Annotated in this window: 12 protein-coding genes; 7 read left to right on the forward strand and 5 right to left on the reverse strand. The window is 62.2% G+C overall.

Annotated features, from left to right (window positions below; translation table 11 throughout):
- The first annotated feature begins 27 nt into the window (after positions 1 to 27).
- The 6 genes from betB (at position 28) to trxC (ending at position 10897) form a co-directional block, all read left to right on the forward strand.
- Positions 28 to 1500 (forward strand): betaine-aldehyde dehydrogenase, encoded by a 1473-nt coding sequence (gene betB / locus ACF8RA_RS10725; RefSeq protein WP_176684799.1) that lies wholly within the window; start codon positions 28 to 30, stop codon positions 1498 to 1500.
- Positions 1501 to 1577: 77 nt separating this feature from the next.
- Positions 1578 to 3275, forward strand: coding sequence for a choline dehydrogenase (betA, locus tag ACF8RA_RS10730; RefSeq protein WP_176684798.1), 1698 nt, complete (start codon positions 1578 to 1580; stop codon positions 3273 to 3275).
- A gap of 412 nt (positions 3276 to 3687) precedes the next feature.
- Entirely contained in the window at positions 3688 to 5430 is a 1743-nt protein-coding gene (locus tag ACF8RA_RS10735; RefSeq protein ID WP_021783701.1) for a potassium/proton antiporter, read from the forward strand.
- Positions 5431 to 5465: 35 nt separating this feature from the next.
- Positions 5466 to 8774 carry a mechanosensitive channel MscK gene (gene mscK, locus ACF8RA_RS10740; RefSeq protein WP_176684797.1) on the forward strand — a complete coding sequence of 1103 codons (3309 nt, stop codon included), beginning with the start codon at positions 5466 to 5468 and terminating at the stop codon, positions 8772 to 8774.
- A gap of 179 nt (positions 8775 to 8953) precedes the next feature.
- Positions 8954 to 10414 (forward strand): protein adenylyltransferase SelO, encoded by a 1461-nt coding sequence (selO, locus tag ACF8RA_RS10745; RefSeq protein ID WP_176684796.1) that lies wholly within the window; start codon positions 8954 to 8956, stop codon positions 10412 to 10414.
- A gap of 48 nt (positions 10415 to 10462) precedes the next feature.
- Positions 10463 to 10897, forward strand: a complete 435-nt coding sequence (gene trxC / locus ACF8RA_RS10750) for a thioredoxin TrxC (protein ID WP_176684795.1) — start codon at positions 10463 to 10465, stop codon at positions 10895 to 10897.
- On the opposite strand, the gene ACF8RA_RS10755 is transcribed toward trxC, so the two are convergent.
- Positions 10894 to 11667, reverse strand: a complete 774-nt coding sequence (locus ACF8RA_RS10755) for a ParA family protein (RefSeq protein WP_176684794.1) — start codon at positions 11665 to 11667, stop codon at positions 10894 to 10896. The genes trxC and ACF8RA_RS10755 overlap by 4 nt on opposite strands.
- A 76-nt stretch (positions 11668 to 11743) precedes the next feature.
- Positions 11744 to 12643 (reverse strand): LysR family transcriptional regulator, encoded by a 900-nt coding sequence (locus tag ACF8RA_RS10760; RefSeq protein WP_176684793.1) that lies wholly within the window; start codon positions 12641 to 12643, stop codon positions 11744 to 11746.
- A gap of 165 nt (positions 12644 to 12808) precedes the next feature.
- On the opposite strand from ACF8RA_RS10760, the gene ACF8RA_RS10765 reads away from it, so the two are divergent.
- Positions 12809 to 13996: an MFS transporter gene (locus ACF8RA_RS10765; RefSeq protein ID WP_245355316.1), complete on the forward strand. Its 1188-nt coding sequence runs from the start codon at positions 12809 to 12811 to the stop codon at positions 13994 to 13996.
- 67 nt (positions 13997 to 14063) lie between these two features.
- Here the strand turns inward: ACF8RA_RS10765 and ACF8RA_RS10770 are convergent, their stop codons facing one another.
- The 3 genes from ACF8RA_RS10770 to ACF8RA_RS10780 form a co-directional block, all read right to left on the reverse strand.
- Positions 14064 to 14411 (reverse strand): YgiW/YdeI family stress tolerance OB fold protein, encoded by a 348-nt coding sequence (locus tag ACF8RA_RS10770; RefSeq protein ID WP_176684791.1) that lies wholly within the window; start codon positions 14409 to 14411, stop codon positions 14064 to 14066.
- Between the two features lie 116 nt (positions 14412 to 14527).
- Complete coding sequence (hemE, locus tag ACF8RA_RS10775) at positions 14528 to 15592, reverse strand: uroporphyrinogen decarboxylase (protein ID WP_209969449.1); 1065 nt, start codon at positions 15590 to 15592, stop codon at positions 14528 to 14530.
- 194 nt (positions 15593 to 15786) lie between these two features.
- Entirely contained in the window at positions 15787 to 17205 is a 1419-nt protein-coding gene (locus ACF8RA_RS10780) for an FAD-dependent oxidoreductase (protein ID WP_176684790.1), read from the reverse strand.
- Between the last annotated feature and the right edge of the window lie 16 nt (positions 17206 to 17221).

Genomic DNA, 17221 nt, shown 5'->3' on the forward strand with positions numbered 1-17221 from the left:
ACCACACACTGCACTTGCGAGGACACTATGGCCCGTTTCGGAACGCAAAAACTCTACATTGATGGCGCTTACGTCGACGCTGGCAGCGATGCCACTTTCGAAGCCATCAACCCGGCCACTGGCGAAGTCCTCGCCCACGTACAGCGTGCTACCGAGGCAGACGTCGAGAAGGCCGTGGAAAGCGCCGAGCGTGGCCAGAAGATCTGGGCCGCGATGACCGCCATGCAGCGTTCGCGCATCCTGCGCCGCGCCGTCGACATCCTGCGCGAGCGCAACGACGAGCTGGCCATGCTGGAAACCCTGGACACCGGCAAGTCTTACTCCGAAACCCGCTACGTCGACATCGTCACCGGCGCCGACGTGCTGGAATACTACGCAGGCCTGGTACCGGCCATCGAGGGCGAGCAGATTCCGCTGCGCGAATCGTCCTTCGTCTACACCCGCCGCGAGCCGCTGGGCGTGACTGTGGGCATCGGTGCCTGGAACTACCCGATCCAGATCGCCCTGTGGAAATCTGCCCCGGCCCTGGCCGCTGGTAACGCGATGATCTTCAAACCGTCGGAAGTCACCTCGCTGACCACTCTGAAACTGGCCGAGATCTACACCGAAGCCGGCCTGCCAAACGGCGTGTTCAACGTTCTGACCGGTAGCGGCCGCGAAGTCGGCACCTGGCTGACCGAGCACCCGCGCATCGAAAAAGTGTCGTTCACCGGCGGCACCACCACCGGCAAGAAAGTCATGGCCAGCGCCTCCAGCTCTTCGCTGAAGGAAGTGACCATGGAACTGGGCGGTAAATCGCCACTGATCATCTGTGCCGACGCCGATCTGGACAAGGCCGCTGACATCGCCATGATGGCCAACTTCTACAGCTCGGGCCAGGTGTGCACCAACGGTACCCGCGTATTCATCCCAGCTGAAATGAAGGCGGCCTTCGAAGCCAAGATCGCCGAGCGCGTTGCCCGCATCCGCGTTGGCAACCCGGAAGACGAAAACACCAACTTCGGCCCGCTGGTCAGCTTCCAGCACATGGAAAGCGTGCTGGGCTACATCGCCAAAGGCAAGGAAGAAGGTGCCCGCGTCCTGTGCGGCGGCGAACGTCTGACTGCCGGTGACTTCGCCAAAGGTGCCTTCGTTGCCCCGACCGTGTTCACCGACTGCACCGACGACATGACCATCGTCAAGGAAGAGATCTTCGGCCCGGTGATGAGCATTCTCACCTACGAAACCGAAGAAGAAGTGATCCGCCGTGCCAACGACACCGACTACGGCCTGGCCGCCGGCGTCTGCACCAACGACATCACCCGCGCCCACCGCATCATCCACAAGCTCGAAGCCGGTATCTGCTGGATCAACGCCTGGGGTGAATCGCCGGCCGAAATGCCGGTAGGTGGCTACAAGCAGTCGGGCGTCGGCCGTGAAAACGGCGTCAGCTCGCTGGCTCAATACACTCGCATCAAGTCGGTCCAGGTCGAGCTGGGCGGCTATACCTCGGTTTTCTGAACCCTGTCTAGCCACGCCCGTGCCACCGCGCACGGGCGTACCCGCTCCCCGATCACCGCCAACACGAGGGTACTTTCATGTCCCAAGAATTCGATTACATCATCGTCGGTGCCGGCTCGGCCGGTAACACCCTGGCGACCCGCCTGACCGAAGACGCCGGCGTCACCGTCTTGCTGCTGGAAGCCGGTGGCCCCGACTACCGCTTCGACTTCCGCACCCAGATGCCAGCCGCCCTGGCCTTCCCGCTGCAAGGCCGCCGCTACAACTGGGCTTACGAGACCGACCCAGAGCCGCACATGGACGGCCGCCGCATGGAATGTGGCCGTGGCAAGGGCCTGGGTGGCTCGTCGCTGATCAACGGCATGTGCTACATCCGCGGCAACGCCATGGACTTCGACGGCTGGGCAGAACTGCCAGGCCTGGAAGACTGGACCTACCTCGACTGCCTGCCGTACTTCCGCAAAGCCGAAACCCGTGACATCGGCCCTAACGACTACCACGGCGGTGACGGCCCGGTCAGCGTTGCTACGCCAAAGGCCGGCAACAACCCGCTGTTCCACGCCATGGTTGAAGCTGGCGTGCAAGCCGGTTACCCGCGCACCGAAGACCTCAACGGCTACCAGCAGGAAGGCTTCGGCCCGATGGACCGTTCGGTGACCAAGAATGGCCGCCGCTCCAGCACCGCCCGTGGCTACCTTGACCAAGCCAAGAAACGCCCGAACCTGACCATCGTCACCCACGCCCTGAGCGACCGCGTGCTGTTCGACGGCAAGCGCGCCGTAGGCGTGACCTACCTGGTCGGCGACAGCGAAGAGCGCGTTGAAGCCCGCGCCCGCAAGGAAGTGATCGTCAGCTCTGGCGCCATCGCTTCGCCGCAGCTGCTGCAGCGCTCCGGCGTCGGCCCGCGCGCCCTGCTGGAAAGCCTCGACATCCCGGTTGTGCACGACCTGCCGGGCGTTGGTGAAAACCTTCAGGACCACCTGGAACTGTACCTGCAGTACGCCTGCACCCAGCCGGTATCGCTGTACCCATCGCTGCTGTGGTGGAACCAGCCGGCCATCGGTGCCGAGTGGTTGTTCAATGGCACCGGCATCGGCGCCAGCAACCAGTTCGAGGCCGGTGGTTTCATTCGTACCCGCCCTGAATTCAAGTGGCCGAACATCCAGTACCACTTCCTGCCGGTTGCGATTAACTACAACGGCTCCAATGGTGTGAAGGAACATGGCTTCCAGGCGCACATGGGCTCCATGCGCTCGCCTGCCCGTGGCCGCATCCAGGCCAAGTCGAAAGACCCACGCCAGCACCCGAGCATCCTGTTCAACTACATGTCCACCGAGCAGGACTGGCAGGAATTCCGTGACGGCATCCGCCTGACCCGTGAAATCATGGCCCAGCCAGCGCTGGACCCATACCGTGGCCGCGAAATCAGCCCGGGCCCCGACGTGCAAACCGACGAGCAACTGGACAAGTTCATCCGCGAGCACGCCGAAACCGCCTTCCACCCATCCTGCTCGTGCAAGATGGGCACTGACGACATGGCCGTGGTCGATGGCGAAGGCCGCGTGCATGGCATGCAGGGCCTGCGCGTGGTCGATGCCTCGATCATGCCACTGATCATCACCGGTAACCTCAACGCCACCACGATCATGATTGCCGAGAAGATTTCGGACAAGATCCGTGGTCGCAAGCCACTGCCGCGCAGCACCGCCAAGTACTACGTGGCAGGGGATGCACCAGTGAAAGGCAAGCCGATGCGTGAAGTGAAGCAGGGCTGAGGCCTTGATCAGGGGCCGCACAGCGGCCCCTTTCACGTTTGCTCAGGCGGGCAGCGCAAAGAAAGCTTCCCTGCCACTGATCTGCCTGACCAGCCGCTCTCGCCCCGCTGTCGCGGTGGCATGGTGGCGAAGCACATGGCCCGCCGCCCGGCGCGCCAGATTGTGCAAATCAGGAAATTGCCCGAGCAGGCACTGAGCCACCTAGGCGAGGAAAATGGTTTCTTTGCCACTCATGTTACTCAGCTGCCTGACAGTGGGCGAACATTACAGCCGCACGCCGCAACGACGATGCGGTATCGCTTTACAGCCTGCGTCGGCCTCAGGTTAGAATCGATTGGCACGCGACCTGCTAGCTTTTGCTGAAAAATGCGCTACCAAGTCCCTCCCCCTCGCTGTCTCGGAGTACCTGCCTTTGGATGCCAGCACCATCAACAGCCTGTTTCTGATCGGCGCATTGCTGGTGGGTGCAAGTATCCTGGTCAGCTCGCTGTCGTCGCGCCTGGGTATCCCTATTCTGGTCATCATCCTCGCCGTCGGCATGCTCGCCGGTGTCGATGGTGGCGGCATCATCTTCAACAATTACCCAACCGCCTACCTGGTGGGCAACCTGGCACTGGCCGTCATCCTGCTTGACGGCGGCCTGCGCACGCGGGTAGCAAGCTTTCGCGTAGCGCTTTGGCCGGCGCTGTCGCTGGCCACGGTCGGGGTAATGATCACCACCGCCCTCACTGGCCTGGTTGCCGCCTGGCTGTTCCAGCTCAGCCTGATCCAGGGCCTGCTGATCGGCGCCATCGTCGGCTCCACCGACGCCGCTGCAGTGTTCTCGCTGCTCGGCGGCAAAGGCCTGAACGAACGGGTTTCTGCTACCCTCGAGATCGAGTCGGGCAGCAACGACCCAATGGCGGTGTTTCTCACGGTCACCTTGATCGACATGATCGCCAGCGGCGAGACCGGCCTGCATTGGAGCCTGCTGGGCCACGTGCTGCGTGAGTTCGGTATCGGCGCGCTGGTTGGCCTGGGCGGCGGCTGGCTGATGCTGCAACTGGTCAACCGCATCAATCTGGCCGGCGGCCTGTACCCCATTCTGGTAGTGGCCGGCGGCCTCGTGGTGTTTTCGCTGACCAACGCCCTGCATGGTAGCGGCTTCCTCGCCGTATACCTGTGCGGCCTGGTGCTGGGCAACAGGCCGATCCGTAGCCGCCATGGCATCCTGCATATGCTCGACGGCATGGCCTGGCTGGCCCAGATCGGCATGTTCCTGGTGCTGGGGTTGCTGGTCACGCCGCACGACCTGCTGCCCATCGCCCTGCCAGCACTGGGCCTGGCGCTGTGGATGATCCTGGTGGCGCGGCCACTGTCGGTGGTTGCTGCCCTGCTGCCGTTCAAGGCTTTCCACGGCCGTGAAAAGGGCTTCATTTCGTGGGTCGGCCTGCGCGGTGCGGTACCGATCATTCTGGCGGTGTTCCCGCTGATGGCGGGCCTGCCAGACGCCCAACTGTTCTTCAACCTGGCCTTCTTCATCGTACTGGTATCGCTGCTGGTGCAAGGCACCAGCCTGCCGTGGATGGCCAAGCTGTTGAAGGTGACGGTACCGCCAGACCCGGCGCCGATCTCCCGCTCCGCCCTTGAGGTGCACATCACCAGCGAGTGGGAAATGTTCGTCTACCGTCTGGGCGCAGAAAAATGGTGCATCGGTGCCGCCCTGCGCGAACTGAAAATGCCCGAAGGCACGCGGATTGCCGCGCTGTTCCGTGGCGAGCAACTGCTGCACCCGTCGGGCAGCACCGTGCTGGAAGTTGGCGACATGCTCTGCGTGATCGGCCACGAGCACAACCTGCCTGCCTTGGGCAAACTGTTCAGCCAGGCGCCGCAACGTGGCCTGGACCTGCGTTTCTTCGGCGACTTCGTGCTCGAAGGCGATGCCGAACTGGGTGCAGTGGCGGCGTTGTACGGCCTGAAACTCGATGGCCTCGACGCGAAAATGCCGCTGGCGCAGTTCATCCGACAGAAGGTCGGAGGCGCTCCAGTAGTAGGGGACCAGGTCGAATGGCATGGCACGATCTGGACCGTGGCAACCATGGACGGGAACAAGATCCAGAAAGTAGGCGTCAGATTCCCCGAAGGAACGCGACCCGGACCAGGATTGTTCCTCTAAACTTCGTTTCAGCCGGATCCACAAGTAGCCTGCCTATGTCCCTGCGCGTGTACCTTCGCACAGCCCTGCTCGGGTTGTGCCTGTTCCTTTCTTTTGCGGCTACCGCGGCAGAAGCCCCGACCACCGCCAGCATCCAGAACAGCCTCGACAAGATCGCCGAGCGCAAGCTGCCCGAGGCAGACCAGAAGGCGCTGCAGCAGGTGCTCGAACAAACGTTGAGCCTGCTTGCTGCCAAGGAAGATAGCGAGAAGAAGCTTGCTGCACTGAAGCAGCAACTGAGCAGTGCCCCCAAAGAGACCAGTGACAGCCAGAAGGAGTTGGCCAGGCTCAAGGAAACCAAGGCACAACCGGTGGCCCAGCGCTACGCCAACCTCACCGTGCCACAGCTTGAACAGATGCTCAGCGAACGCAACACGCAGCAGGGCGAACTGCAAAAGGCGCTGTCTGAAGCCAACAGCCTGATCATCAACTCGCAAACCCGCCCCGAGCGCGCCCAGGCCGAGATCAGCAGCAGCCAGACCCGCACCCAGCAGATCAACAGCATCCTCAAAACCGGCAAGGACGGCGGCAAATCCATCAATGCCGACCAACGCAACCAGCTCAACGCCGAGCTGGCCTCGCTCAACGCGTTGACCCTGCTGCGCCGCCAGGAGCTGGCCGGCAACAGCGTGCTGCAAGACCTCGGCAATGCGCGTCATGACCTGCTGGTCGAGCGTGCTGCGCGCCTGGAGCAGGAAATCCAGGACCTGCAGACGCTGATCAACGACAAACGCCTGGCCCAGTCCCAGGAAGCCGTCACCCAGCAGTCGATCGAGGCTCAGAAGGCCGGCGGCAGCAGCCTGCTGGCCACTGAGAGCGCGATCAACCTCAAGCTTTCCGACTACCTGCTCAAAAGCACCGATCGCCTCAACGAATTGACCCAGCAGAACCTGCGCACCAAGCAGCAGCTCGACAGCCTGACCCAGGCCGACCAGGCGCTTGACGAGCAGATCAACGTGCTCAAGGGAAGCCTGCTACTGTCGAAGATCCTTTATAAGCAGAAACAGACCTTGCCGCACCTGAAGGTCGACCGCGACCTGGCCGACCAGATCGCCGACACCCGCCTGTACCAGTTCGAAGTCAACCAGCAACGCGAGCAGATGAGCAGCCCGGTCACCTACGTCGACAAGCTGCTGGCGGCGCAACCGCAGGAAGATGTGACCCCGCAGCTGCGCAAGGCCCTGCTGGATGTAGCCATCACCCGTAGCGACCTGTTGGAGCGGCTGAACCGCGAACTGTCGGCGCTGCTCAACGAATCGATCACCCTGCAACTCAACCAGAAGCAGCTGCTGGGCACTGCGCAGAGCCTACGCACCACCCTCGACGAGCAAATGTTCTGGATCCCCAGCAACAAGCCGCTGGACTGGGACTGGCTGCAATACGTGCCAGAGCGCCTGGCCGACCAAGTCGCCAAACTGCCGTGGGGTTCCGGCCTGAAAGAGCTGGCCGATGGCCTGAGCCAGCGCCCGCTGCTGTTCCTGCCACTGCTACTGGTGATCGGTGCGCTGCTGTGGCGGCGCAAATACCTTTACCAACGGTTAGGCAAAGTGCACCAGGATATCGGCCACTTCCGCCGAGACAGCCAATGGCACACGCCCCAGGCAATCCTTATCAACATTCTGCTGGCGATGCCGGTCAGCCTTGGCCTGGCGCTGTGCAGCTATGCCCTGCAGATCGACGCCCGTGGGCAGAACGCCAACCTGGGCGCCGCACTCTGGCAGCTGGCCCAGGCCTGGCTGGTGTTCTACACCGCCTACCGCATCCTCGCTCCCGGTGGCGTGGCGGAAGTTCACTTCCGCTGGCACAAACCACAGGTCGAGTTCCTGCGCGGCTGGGTTCGCCGCTTGGGCACCGTGGTGCTGGCACTGGTCGGCGTGGTGGCGGTGGCCGAGCACCAGCCTTCGGCACTGGCAGACGACGTGTTGGGCATCGGCGTGGTACTGACCTGCTATGCGCTGATGGCCTGGCTACTCAGCCGCCTGCTGCTCAGCAGCCCGGCACACCGTGACACCTCGCTGTTCCGCAGGGCCGTGGGCGTAGCATTCACCGCCCTGCCCATCGCCCTGTTCGTCGCCGTGTGCTTCGGCTACTACTACACCGCACTGAAGCTTACCGACCGACTGATCTATACCCTGTACCTGCTGCTGTTCTGGTTGGTGATCGAAGCCGCCTTCGTGCGCGGCCTGTCGGTGGCTGCACGACGCCTGGCCTACCAGCGTGCGTTGAGCAAGCGTGCAGCGGCCAAGGAAGGCCTGGATGGCGAAGTCATCACCGAAGAGCCAACACTGGATATCGAACAGGTCAACCAGCAGTCGCTGCGCCTGATCCGCCTGGCCCTGCTCGGCGGCTTCATCGCCGGCCTGTACTGGGTATGGGCCGACCTGATCTCGGTGTTCGCCTACCTCAACAACTTCGTCCTCTACGAATACACCAGCGGCACCGGCGCCGCCGCCAGCATGGTACCGATCAGCCTCGGCGACCTGCTCGGCGCACTGGTGATCGTCGGCATCACCTTCGCCCTGGCCGGCAACTTGCCAGGCCTGCTGGAAGTACTGGTGCTGTCACGCCTGAACCTCGCCCAAGGCAGTGCCTACGCCACTACTACGTTGCTGTCGTACACCATCGTCGGCATCGGCATCGTCAGTACCCTGTCGACCCTGGGGGTGAGCTGGGACAAGCTGCAATGGCTGGTGGCCGCGCTGTCAGTAGGCCTGGGCTTCGGCATGCAGGAAATCTTCGCCAACTTCATCTCCGGCATCATGATCCTGTTCGAGCGCCCGGTACGGATTGGCGACACCATCACCATCGGCAACCTGTCGGGCACGGTAAGCAAGATCCGCATCCGTGCCACCACCATCACCGACTTCGACCGCAAGGACATCATCGTCCCCAACAAGACCTTCATCACTGGCCAACTGATCAACTGGTCGCTGACCGATACGGTCACCCGGGTGACACTGAAGCTGGGCATCGACTATGGCTCAGACCTCGACCTGGTGCGTGACCTGCTGCTCAAGGGCGCGCATGAGAACCCACGCGTGCTCAAAGATCCGGAACCGATCGTGTACTTCCTCAACTTCGGCGAAAGCTCGCTGGACCACGAACTGCGCATGCACGTTCGTGACCTGGGCGACCGCAACCCGACACTGGACGAGATCAACCGGTACATCAACCGCGAGTTCAAAGCCCACAACATCAAGATCTCGGTGCGCCAGGTAGAGGTATTCTTGATGGACGCGAAGGGCAGCAAGCAGCAATTGATTCCGATGGAACAGCCGAAATCGGATGGCACTGCTTCGGCCTGAATAGGCTCGAATACTTTATTGTGTGCAACATGGCTGCGAGGGCTTCGCCCTCGTTCGCGGGTGAACCCGCTCCTACACAGGGACCGCACTGCTTTCAGGCGCTGCATGTTCTTTGTAGGGGGGCAGCCGCGAAGGGCCGCCAAGTGGCCCCATTGGCACCGATTCCAAGGAGCAGTCCCGTGAAAGCCCTCGACCAACTCACCTTCGACAACCGCTTCGCCCGTCTGGGCGATGCGTTCTCCACCCAGGTGCTGCCCGAACCCATTGCAGACCCGCGCCTGGTGGTAGCGAGCGAGTCGGCCATGGCCTTGCTCGACCTCGACCCCGCCCAGGCCGAACTGCCGGTGTTCGCCGAGCTGTTCAGCGGCCACAAGCTGTGGGAAGAGGCCGACCCTCGGGCGATGGTTTATTCCGGCCACCAGTTCGGCTCGTACAACCCACGTCTGGGCGACGGCCGTGGCCTGCTGCTGGCCGAAGTGCTCAACGACGCTGGCGAACACTGGGACCTGCACCTCAAGGGCGCCGGCCAGACCCCCTACTCCCGTATGGGTGATGGGCGCGCTGTGCTGCGCTCGTCGATCCGCGAGTTCCTCGCTTCCGAAGCCTTGCACGCCCTGGGCATCGCCACCAGCCGGGCGCTGTGCGTGATCGGTTCCAGCACCCCGGTGTGGCGCGAAACCCGTGAAAGCGCGGCCATGCTGACGCGTCTGGCGCAGAGCCATGTGCGTTTCGGCCATTTCGAGTACTTCTACTACACCAAGCAGCCCGAGCAGCAGCGCGTGTTGATCGACCACGTGCTCGAACAACACTATCCCGAATGCAGTGACGCCGAGCAGCCCTACCTGGCCATGTTCCGCACCATCGTCGAGCGCAATGCCGAACTGATCGCCCGCTGGCAGGCGTATGGCTTCTGCCACGGCGTGATGAACACCGACAACATGTCGATCCTCGGCATCACCTTCGACTTCGGCCCGTACGCGTTTCTGGACGACTTCGATGCCAACTTCATCTGCAACCACTCCGACGACCGTGGCCGCTACAGCTACGCCAACCAGGTGCCCATCGCCCACTGGAACCTCAGCGCGCTGGCCCAGGCACTGACCACCGTGATCGAAGTTGAGCCGCTGAAGGAAGCGTTGGGCCTGTTCCTGCCGCTGTACCAGGCCCATTACCTGGACCTGATGCGCCGGCGCCTGGGGCTGACCACGGCCGAAGATGACGACATGGGGCTGGTCGAGCGCCTGCTGCAGTGCATGCAACGCGGTGGCGTGGACTACAACCTGTTCTTCCGCAAACTGGGTGAGCAGCCGGTGGCTGAGGCACTGCAGGTAGTGCGTGATGACTTTATCGACCTGGCCGGTTTCGATGCCTGGGGCGCAGACTACCTGGCCCGCTGTGGGCGTGAACCCGGTAATGCCGAAGGCCGTCGTGAGCGGATGCATGCGGTGAATCCGCTGTACGTGCTGCGCAACTACCTGGCGCAGAACGCCATCGAAGCGGCCGAGGCGGGGGACTACAGTGAAGTTCGACGGCTGCACCAAGTCCTGGCCAGACCTTTTGAGGAGCAGCCCGGGATGCAGGCCTACGCCGAGCGACCGCCAGAGTGGGGCAAACACCTGGAAATAAGCTGCTCTTCCTGATTAGCACCGCTCCCACAAGGAAACCGTGAACCCAACACCGGAGATGAAATGACCGACCCACTGGTAATCCCCTGCCCCCACTGCAACGGCCTCAACCGCCTGCCCGCCGAGCGCCTGGGCGATGCGCCGAAATGCGGTCGCTGCAAAAAGGATGTGCTGTTGAGCACCCCCTTCGAACTGACTGAAGCCAGCTACGCCAGCCAGATCAAAGGCGACCTGCCGCTGCTGGTCGACATCTGGGCCGACTGGTGCGGCCCGTGCAAGTCATTCGCCCCCACCTTCGAAGAGACCGCTCGGCAACTTGCTGGCCGCTGCCGCCTGGCCAAGCTCGACAGCGAAGCCAACCGTAACCTCGCAGGGCAACTGGGCATACGCTCGATCCCCAGCCTGCTGCTGTTCAAGAACGGCCGCGAAATTAGCCGCCAAGCCGGGGCGTTTCCACTCCAGTCATTGCTGGAGTGGCTGCGTAGCCACGGGGTTTAAGCGTTCTCTTCAAGCAGCGAATGCAACTCGACAAACTGCTGAGTCAGCTTGTGCCGCGGTTCCAGGTGAATCAGCGGCAGGCTGGCGTGATGCGATTCGCGCATTTTCACCGAACTGCCCAAGTACACCGGCAGCACCGGCAACCCTTCGGCCAGCAGTTCGTCGAGCATCTGCTGTGGCAGGCTGGCACGTGACTGGAACTGGTTGACCACGATGCCTTCGACCATCAGGTCTTCGTTGTGGTCTTCCTTGAGGTCTTCGATCTCGGCCAACAGGCCATACAAGGCCTGGCGAGAGAAGCTGTCGCAGTCAAAGGGGATCAGCACGCGATCAGCAGCGATCAGCGCAGAAACTGCGTAGAAGTTCAGTGCCGGCGGGGTATCGATATAGATCCGCTCGTAATCCTCGTCCAGTGCGTCGAGCAGCTTACGCAGCTTGTTGATCTTGTGCTTGGCCTCCAGCTTCGGCTGCAGGTCGGCCAGCTCGGCAGTGGCGGTGACCACATGCAGGTTGTCGAACGGGGTTTCGTAGATATCGACCTTGTTCTTCTTGCTGAACGGCCCGCTGGAAAGGCTTTGCTTGAAGAAATCGGCAATGCCCATGGGGATGTCCTCGCCGGTCAGGCCGGTGAGGTATTGGGTCGAGTTCGCCTGGGCATCCAGGTCGATCAACAAGGTCCGGTAACCTTCATTGGCACTGACCGCCGCCAGGTTGCAGGCAATGCTCGACTTGCCTACGCCACCTTTTTGATTGAACACCACGCGCCGCATGCTTGACCTCCGTGTATCAACGAATGCCCGAGTATGTGGCGGCATGGGGGCAATGACCAGTGCCATTTGACCGGCATCACGCCTGACCGACCACCTGTCCTGTCAACAACTCGGTAAATGCCTTGGCCATCACCGAATGACCGCGCTCGCGCTGCACCAGCCACACCGCCGTCATCGCCTCTTCATCGAGCAAGGTACGGTACACCACCCCTTCTATGCGCATGCGCTGGAACGAAGCCGGCAACACCGACACCCCCAGCCCCGCCGAGACCAGACCGATGATGGTCATCGCTTCACCTGCCTCTTGCGCAAAATGGGGGCTGAAACCCGCATGCCGCGCCAGGCTCAGCAATTGTGCATGCAAACCGCTGCCATAACTGCGCGGGAAGAACACGAAGGGCTCAGGGGCCAACGCCGCCATGTAGACGCCTTGCTCAGTGCCTTCGGCCAGCGGATGCGAGGCATTGATCACCGCCACCAACGGTTCTCGGAACAACTCGGTGGCCACCAACCCCTCCGGCAGCGGCATCGGCCGCATCAACCCCACCTCGATGGACTCGTCGAATACCCCTTCGGCAACGTCACGGCTGCTCATTTCCTTGAGGTTCAGGTGCACCGCCGGAAAGCGCTGACGGAAGGCATGAATGGCCTTGGGGATTTTCGAGGTGAACGGGGCCGAGGAGGTGAAACCGATTTTCATCTCCCCCAGCTCGCCCAACTGCGCACGCCGGGCTACATCCGCAGCCTTCTCAACCTGCGCCAATACCTGGCGCGCTTCCTCGAGGAACAATCGACCGGCCTCGCTCAGTTCGACACGACGGTTGGTACGCTCGAACAGCCGGGCCCCTAGCTCCTGCTCCAGAGCCTGGATCTGCTGGCTCAAGGGCGGCTGGGAAATACCCAACTGCTGGGCGGCGCGGCCAAAGTGCAGCTCTTCGGCCACAGCAATGAAGTAACGCAGATGACGCAGTTCCATGATCCGCTCCAAATAAGTCGCCAGACGTCTCAAATAGGTCGAACAATATATTGGATCTAATCGTTAGGCAGCTATATGCTTTTTTCATTGCGCCAGAGGTACCCTCCCGTGAAAACTGCAGTAGCCCCCCTCCTCCTTGAGCCAAAGCCTGCCATCCTGAGCGAAATGTGGATCGAAAAAGGCACACCCGCCTTCATGAAAACCGTGCTGGCCTTGTTCAGCGGCGGGTTCGCCACCTTCGCCTTGCTGTACTGCGTACAGCCGATGATGCCTCTGCTATCCAGTGAGTTTGCCATCAACGCGGCACAGAGCAGCCTGGTGCTGTCGGTGTCCACCGCCATGCTGGCGTTCGGCCTGCTGATCACCGGCCCCATTTCTGACCGCATCGGACGCAAGCCCGTGATGGTGTTCGCGCTGGTCTGCGCCGCCCTGTCCACCTTGGCCAGCGCCGTAATGCCCAGCTGGGAGCTGGTACTGGCCACCCGCGCCTTGGTCGGCCTGTCGCTGAGCGGCCTGGCAGCAGTGGCGATGACCTACCTGAGCGAAGAGATCCACCCGCAGCACATTGGCCTGGCCATGGGCCTGTACATCGGCGGCAACGCGATTGGCGGCATGAGCGGGCGGCTCATCACGGGCGTATTGATCGACTTCGTCAGCTGGCACACGGCGATGCTGACCATTGGCGGCCTGGCCCTGGTGGCTGCGCTGGTGTTCTGGAAGGTGCTGCCGGAGTCACGCAATTTTCGCGCACAGACGATGAACCCGCGCAGCCTGCTGGACGGTTTTGTCATGCACTTCAAGGACGCCGGCCTGCCCTGGCTGTTCCTTGAAGCCTTTCTGCTGATGGGCGCCTTCGTCACCTTGTTCAACTACATCGGCTACCGCCTGCTGGCCGAGCCCTACCACATGAACCAGGCACTGGTCGGCTTGCTGTCGGTGGTCTACCTGTCAGGCATCTACAGTTCGGCACAGGTCGGCGCCCTGGCGGACAAACTGGGCCGGCGCAAGGTGTTCTGGGCCAGCATCGTGGTAATGGCGAGTGGCTTGCTGATGACACTGGCCAGTCCACTGGTGATGGTGATCGTGGGCATGCTGGTGTTCACCTTCGGCTTCTTTGGTGCGCACTCGGTGGCCAGCAGCTGGATCGGCCGCCGGGCGCTGAAGGCCAAGGGACAGGCGTCGTCGCTATACCTGTTCTGCTACTACGCCGGCTCCAGCGTGGCCGGTACGGCGGGCGGAGTGTTCTGGCACCAGTGGGGCTGGAACGGGATCGGGCTGTTCATTGGCAGCTTGCTGGCGGCGGCATTGCTGGTGGCGTTGCACTTGAGCAAGCTACCACCCAAAACGGTGTGATGCATTCGTGGGCACGCCCGCGCCCACAACCTGCGGGAGCGGGCGTGCCCACGAAGAGGCCATCAGATCAGTTGATGATCTCGACAATATCCACATCCACTTCCCGGCTCATCAGGTGCTTTTCCACCTCACCGGTCAGCTTCACCTTGGTCTTGTCGTTGAACGGCGTCGGCGGCAGGTCCTCATCGTCGATCTCGACAGTGATGGTGCCGGTGTTGTCCTTGAACTCGTACTTGTCGTCGTTGTTGATCTTCTTGGTCACGAACCCCTGCAGTACAACCGGGGTGTCATCGGCAGCGTCATTGGCGGCGGCAACAGTGGTTACCGACTGGGCGCCAGGGCCGGTGTAGCCAGCGGCAAATGCGCCAGTGCTGAACAAGGGGGCGAAGATGAGGGCGAGATAACGGATTTTCATGATAATCGGGTCCTGTTTCGGTTTCGATGGGACCAGATTAGCGACGATCGCTGAATTCAAACTTAACGTACAAAAAACCCGGCATCGAAGCCGGGTTTACTGTGCAATGCATCAAGTCACTGGTGGTACTGCGCCGACAGTTCGTGCACGGCGTTGATGAATGCACCCGCATGTTCCGGGTCAACTTCCGGCGTGATGCCGTGGCCGAGGTTGAATACATGGCCGGTGCCGTGGCCATAACTGGCCAGGATGCGCGCCACCTCCTTGCGGATGGCCTCGGGCTTGGCGTACAACACGGTCGGGTCCATGTTGCCTTGCAAGGCTACTTTGTCACCCACGCGGCGACGGGCATCGCCGATCTCGCAGGTCCAGTCCAGGCCCAGCGCGTCGGCACCTGCGTCGGCGATGCTTTCCAGCCACAAGCCGCCATTCTTGGTGAACAGGATCACCGGCACCTTGCGCCCCTCATGCTCGCGGATCAGGCCGCTGACGATCTTGCGCATGTAGGCCAGTGAGAACTCCTGGTAGGCTGCCGCCGACAGGTTGCCGCCCCAGGTGTCGAAGATCTGTACGGCCTGGGCGCCGGCCAGGATCTGGCCGTTCAGGTAGCTGGTGACCGACTGGGCCAGCTTGTCCAGCAGCATGTGCAGGGCTTGCGGGTTGTCGTAGGCCATGGCCTTGGTCTTGCGGAAGTCCTTCGACGAGCCGCCTTCGACCATGTAGGTGGCCAGGGTCCACGGGCTGCCGGAGAAGCCGATCAGCGGCACACGACCATTGAGCTCACGGCGAATGGTGCTGACCGCGTCCATCACGTAGCCAAGGTCTTTCTGTGGGTCCGGGACTGGCAGCGCTTCGATGTCGGCGGGGGTACTGATGACCTTCTTGAAACGCGGGCCTTCGCCGGTTTCGAAGTACAGACCCAGGCCCATGGCGTCGGGGATGGTGAGGATGTCCGAGAACAGGATCGCCGCGTCCAGCGGGTAGCGGTCCAGCGGCTGCAGGGTGACCTCGCAGGCGAACTGCGGGTTCATGCACAGGCTCATGAAGTCACCGGCCTTGGCGCGGCTGGCGCGGTACTCCGGCAGGTAGCGGCCGGCCTGGCGCATCATCCACACCGGGGTGACGTCTACGGGTTGCTTGAGCAGAGCACGCAGGAAACGATCGTTCTTCAGGGCAGTCATGTCGGCATCCGGAAAAATAGTGCGGGCATTTTCTCAGACACCAGCGCAAAAGGCACGGCCATGGCCATGTGTTTTGTCTATTGGATGCCACAGATCAAGCGTTTTTGTATACAAAAGCTTCGCGGGCATGTCCGCTCCCACAGGTTCTGCGCTTAAACCTGCGGGAGCGGGCATGCCCGCGAATAGGTCGCCAATCAGACTTCGAGGTAGTCGAGGATACCCTCGGCGGCCGTACGCCCTTCGAAGATCGCAGTCACCACCAGGTCCGAACCACGCACCATGTCGCCACCGGCGAACACTTTCGGGTTGCTGGTCTGGTGCTTGAACTGGCCCTTCTCCGGGGCAACCACACGGCCCTGGCTGTCCAGTTGAATACCATGCTGCTCAAACCACGGCGCGGGGCTCGGGCGGAAGCCGAAGGCGATCACCACGGCATCTGCCGGCAGGATCTCTTCGGAGCCCGGGATGGGCTCAGGGCTGCGGCGGCCACGGGCATCAGGCTCGCCCAGGCGGGTCTCGACCACTTTGACGCCTTCGACCCTGTCCTCACCCACAATGGCAATGGGCTGGCGGTTGTAGAGGAACTTCACGCCCTCTTCCTTGGCGTTCTTCACCTCTTTGCGCGAACCCGGCATGTTGGCTTCGTCACGACGATAAGCACAGGTCACCGCCTTGGCGCCCTGACGGATCGAGGTACGGTTGCAGTCCATCGCGGTGTCACCACCGCCCAGCACCACCACTTTCTTGCCCTGCATGTCGACGAAGTCTTCCGGCGACTTCTCGAAGCCCAGGTTGCGGTTGACGTTGGCGATCAGGAAGTCCAGTGCGTCATGCACGCCCGGCAGGTCTTCACCCGGGAAGCCACCCTTCATGTAGGTGTAGGTACCCATGCCCATGAACACTGCATCGTACTCGGCGAGCAGCTGTTCCATGGTCACGTCCTTGCCCACCTCGGTGTTCAGGCGGAACTCGATACCCATGCCGGTGAAGACTTCGCGGCGGTTGCTGAGCACGGTCTTTTCCAGCTTGAACTCGGGGATGCCAAAGGTCAGCAGGCCGCCGATTTCCGGGTTCTTGTCGAACACCACCGGGGTTACCCCAGCGCGCACCAGCACGTCGGCGCAGCCCAGGCCCGCCGGGCCGGCGCCGATGATGGCGACGCGTTTGCCGGTTGGCTTGACCTTGGACATGTCCGGACGCCAGCCCATGGCGAAGGCGGTGTCGGTGATGTACTTCTCCACCGAGCCGATGGTCACCGCGCCGAAGCCGTCGTTCAGGGTACAGGCCCCTTCGCACAGGCGGTCTTGCGGGCAAACACGGCCGCATACTTCCGGCAGGGTGTTGGTCTGGTGCGACAGCTCCGCCGCGGCCAGGATGTTGCCTTCGGAGACCAGCTTCAACCAGTTGGGGATGAAGTTGTGTACCGGGCACTTCCACTCGCAATACGGATTACCGCAGCCCAGGCAGCGGTGCGCCTGCTCTACGGACTGCTGCGGCTTGAACGGTTCGTAGATTTCCACGAACTCCTTCTTGCGCTGGCGCAGCAGCTTTTTTTTCGGGTCCTTTCGGCCCACTTCGATGAACTGGAAGTCGTTGTTCAGACGTTCAGCCATTTTTCAAAACCTCTTT

This window comes from Pseudomonas sp. FYR_5, assembly GCF_043106315.1.
Taxonomy (GTDB): domain Bacteria; phylum Pseudomonadota; class Gammaproteobacteria; order Pseudomonadales; family Pseudomonadaceae; genus Aquipseudomonas; species Aquipseudomonas putida_Y.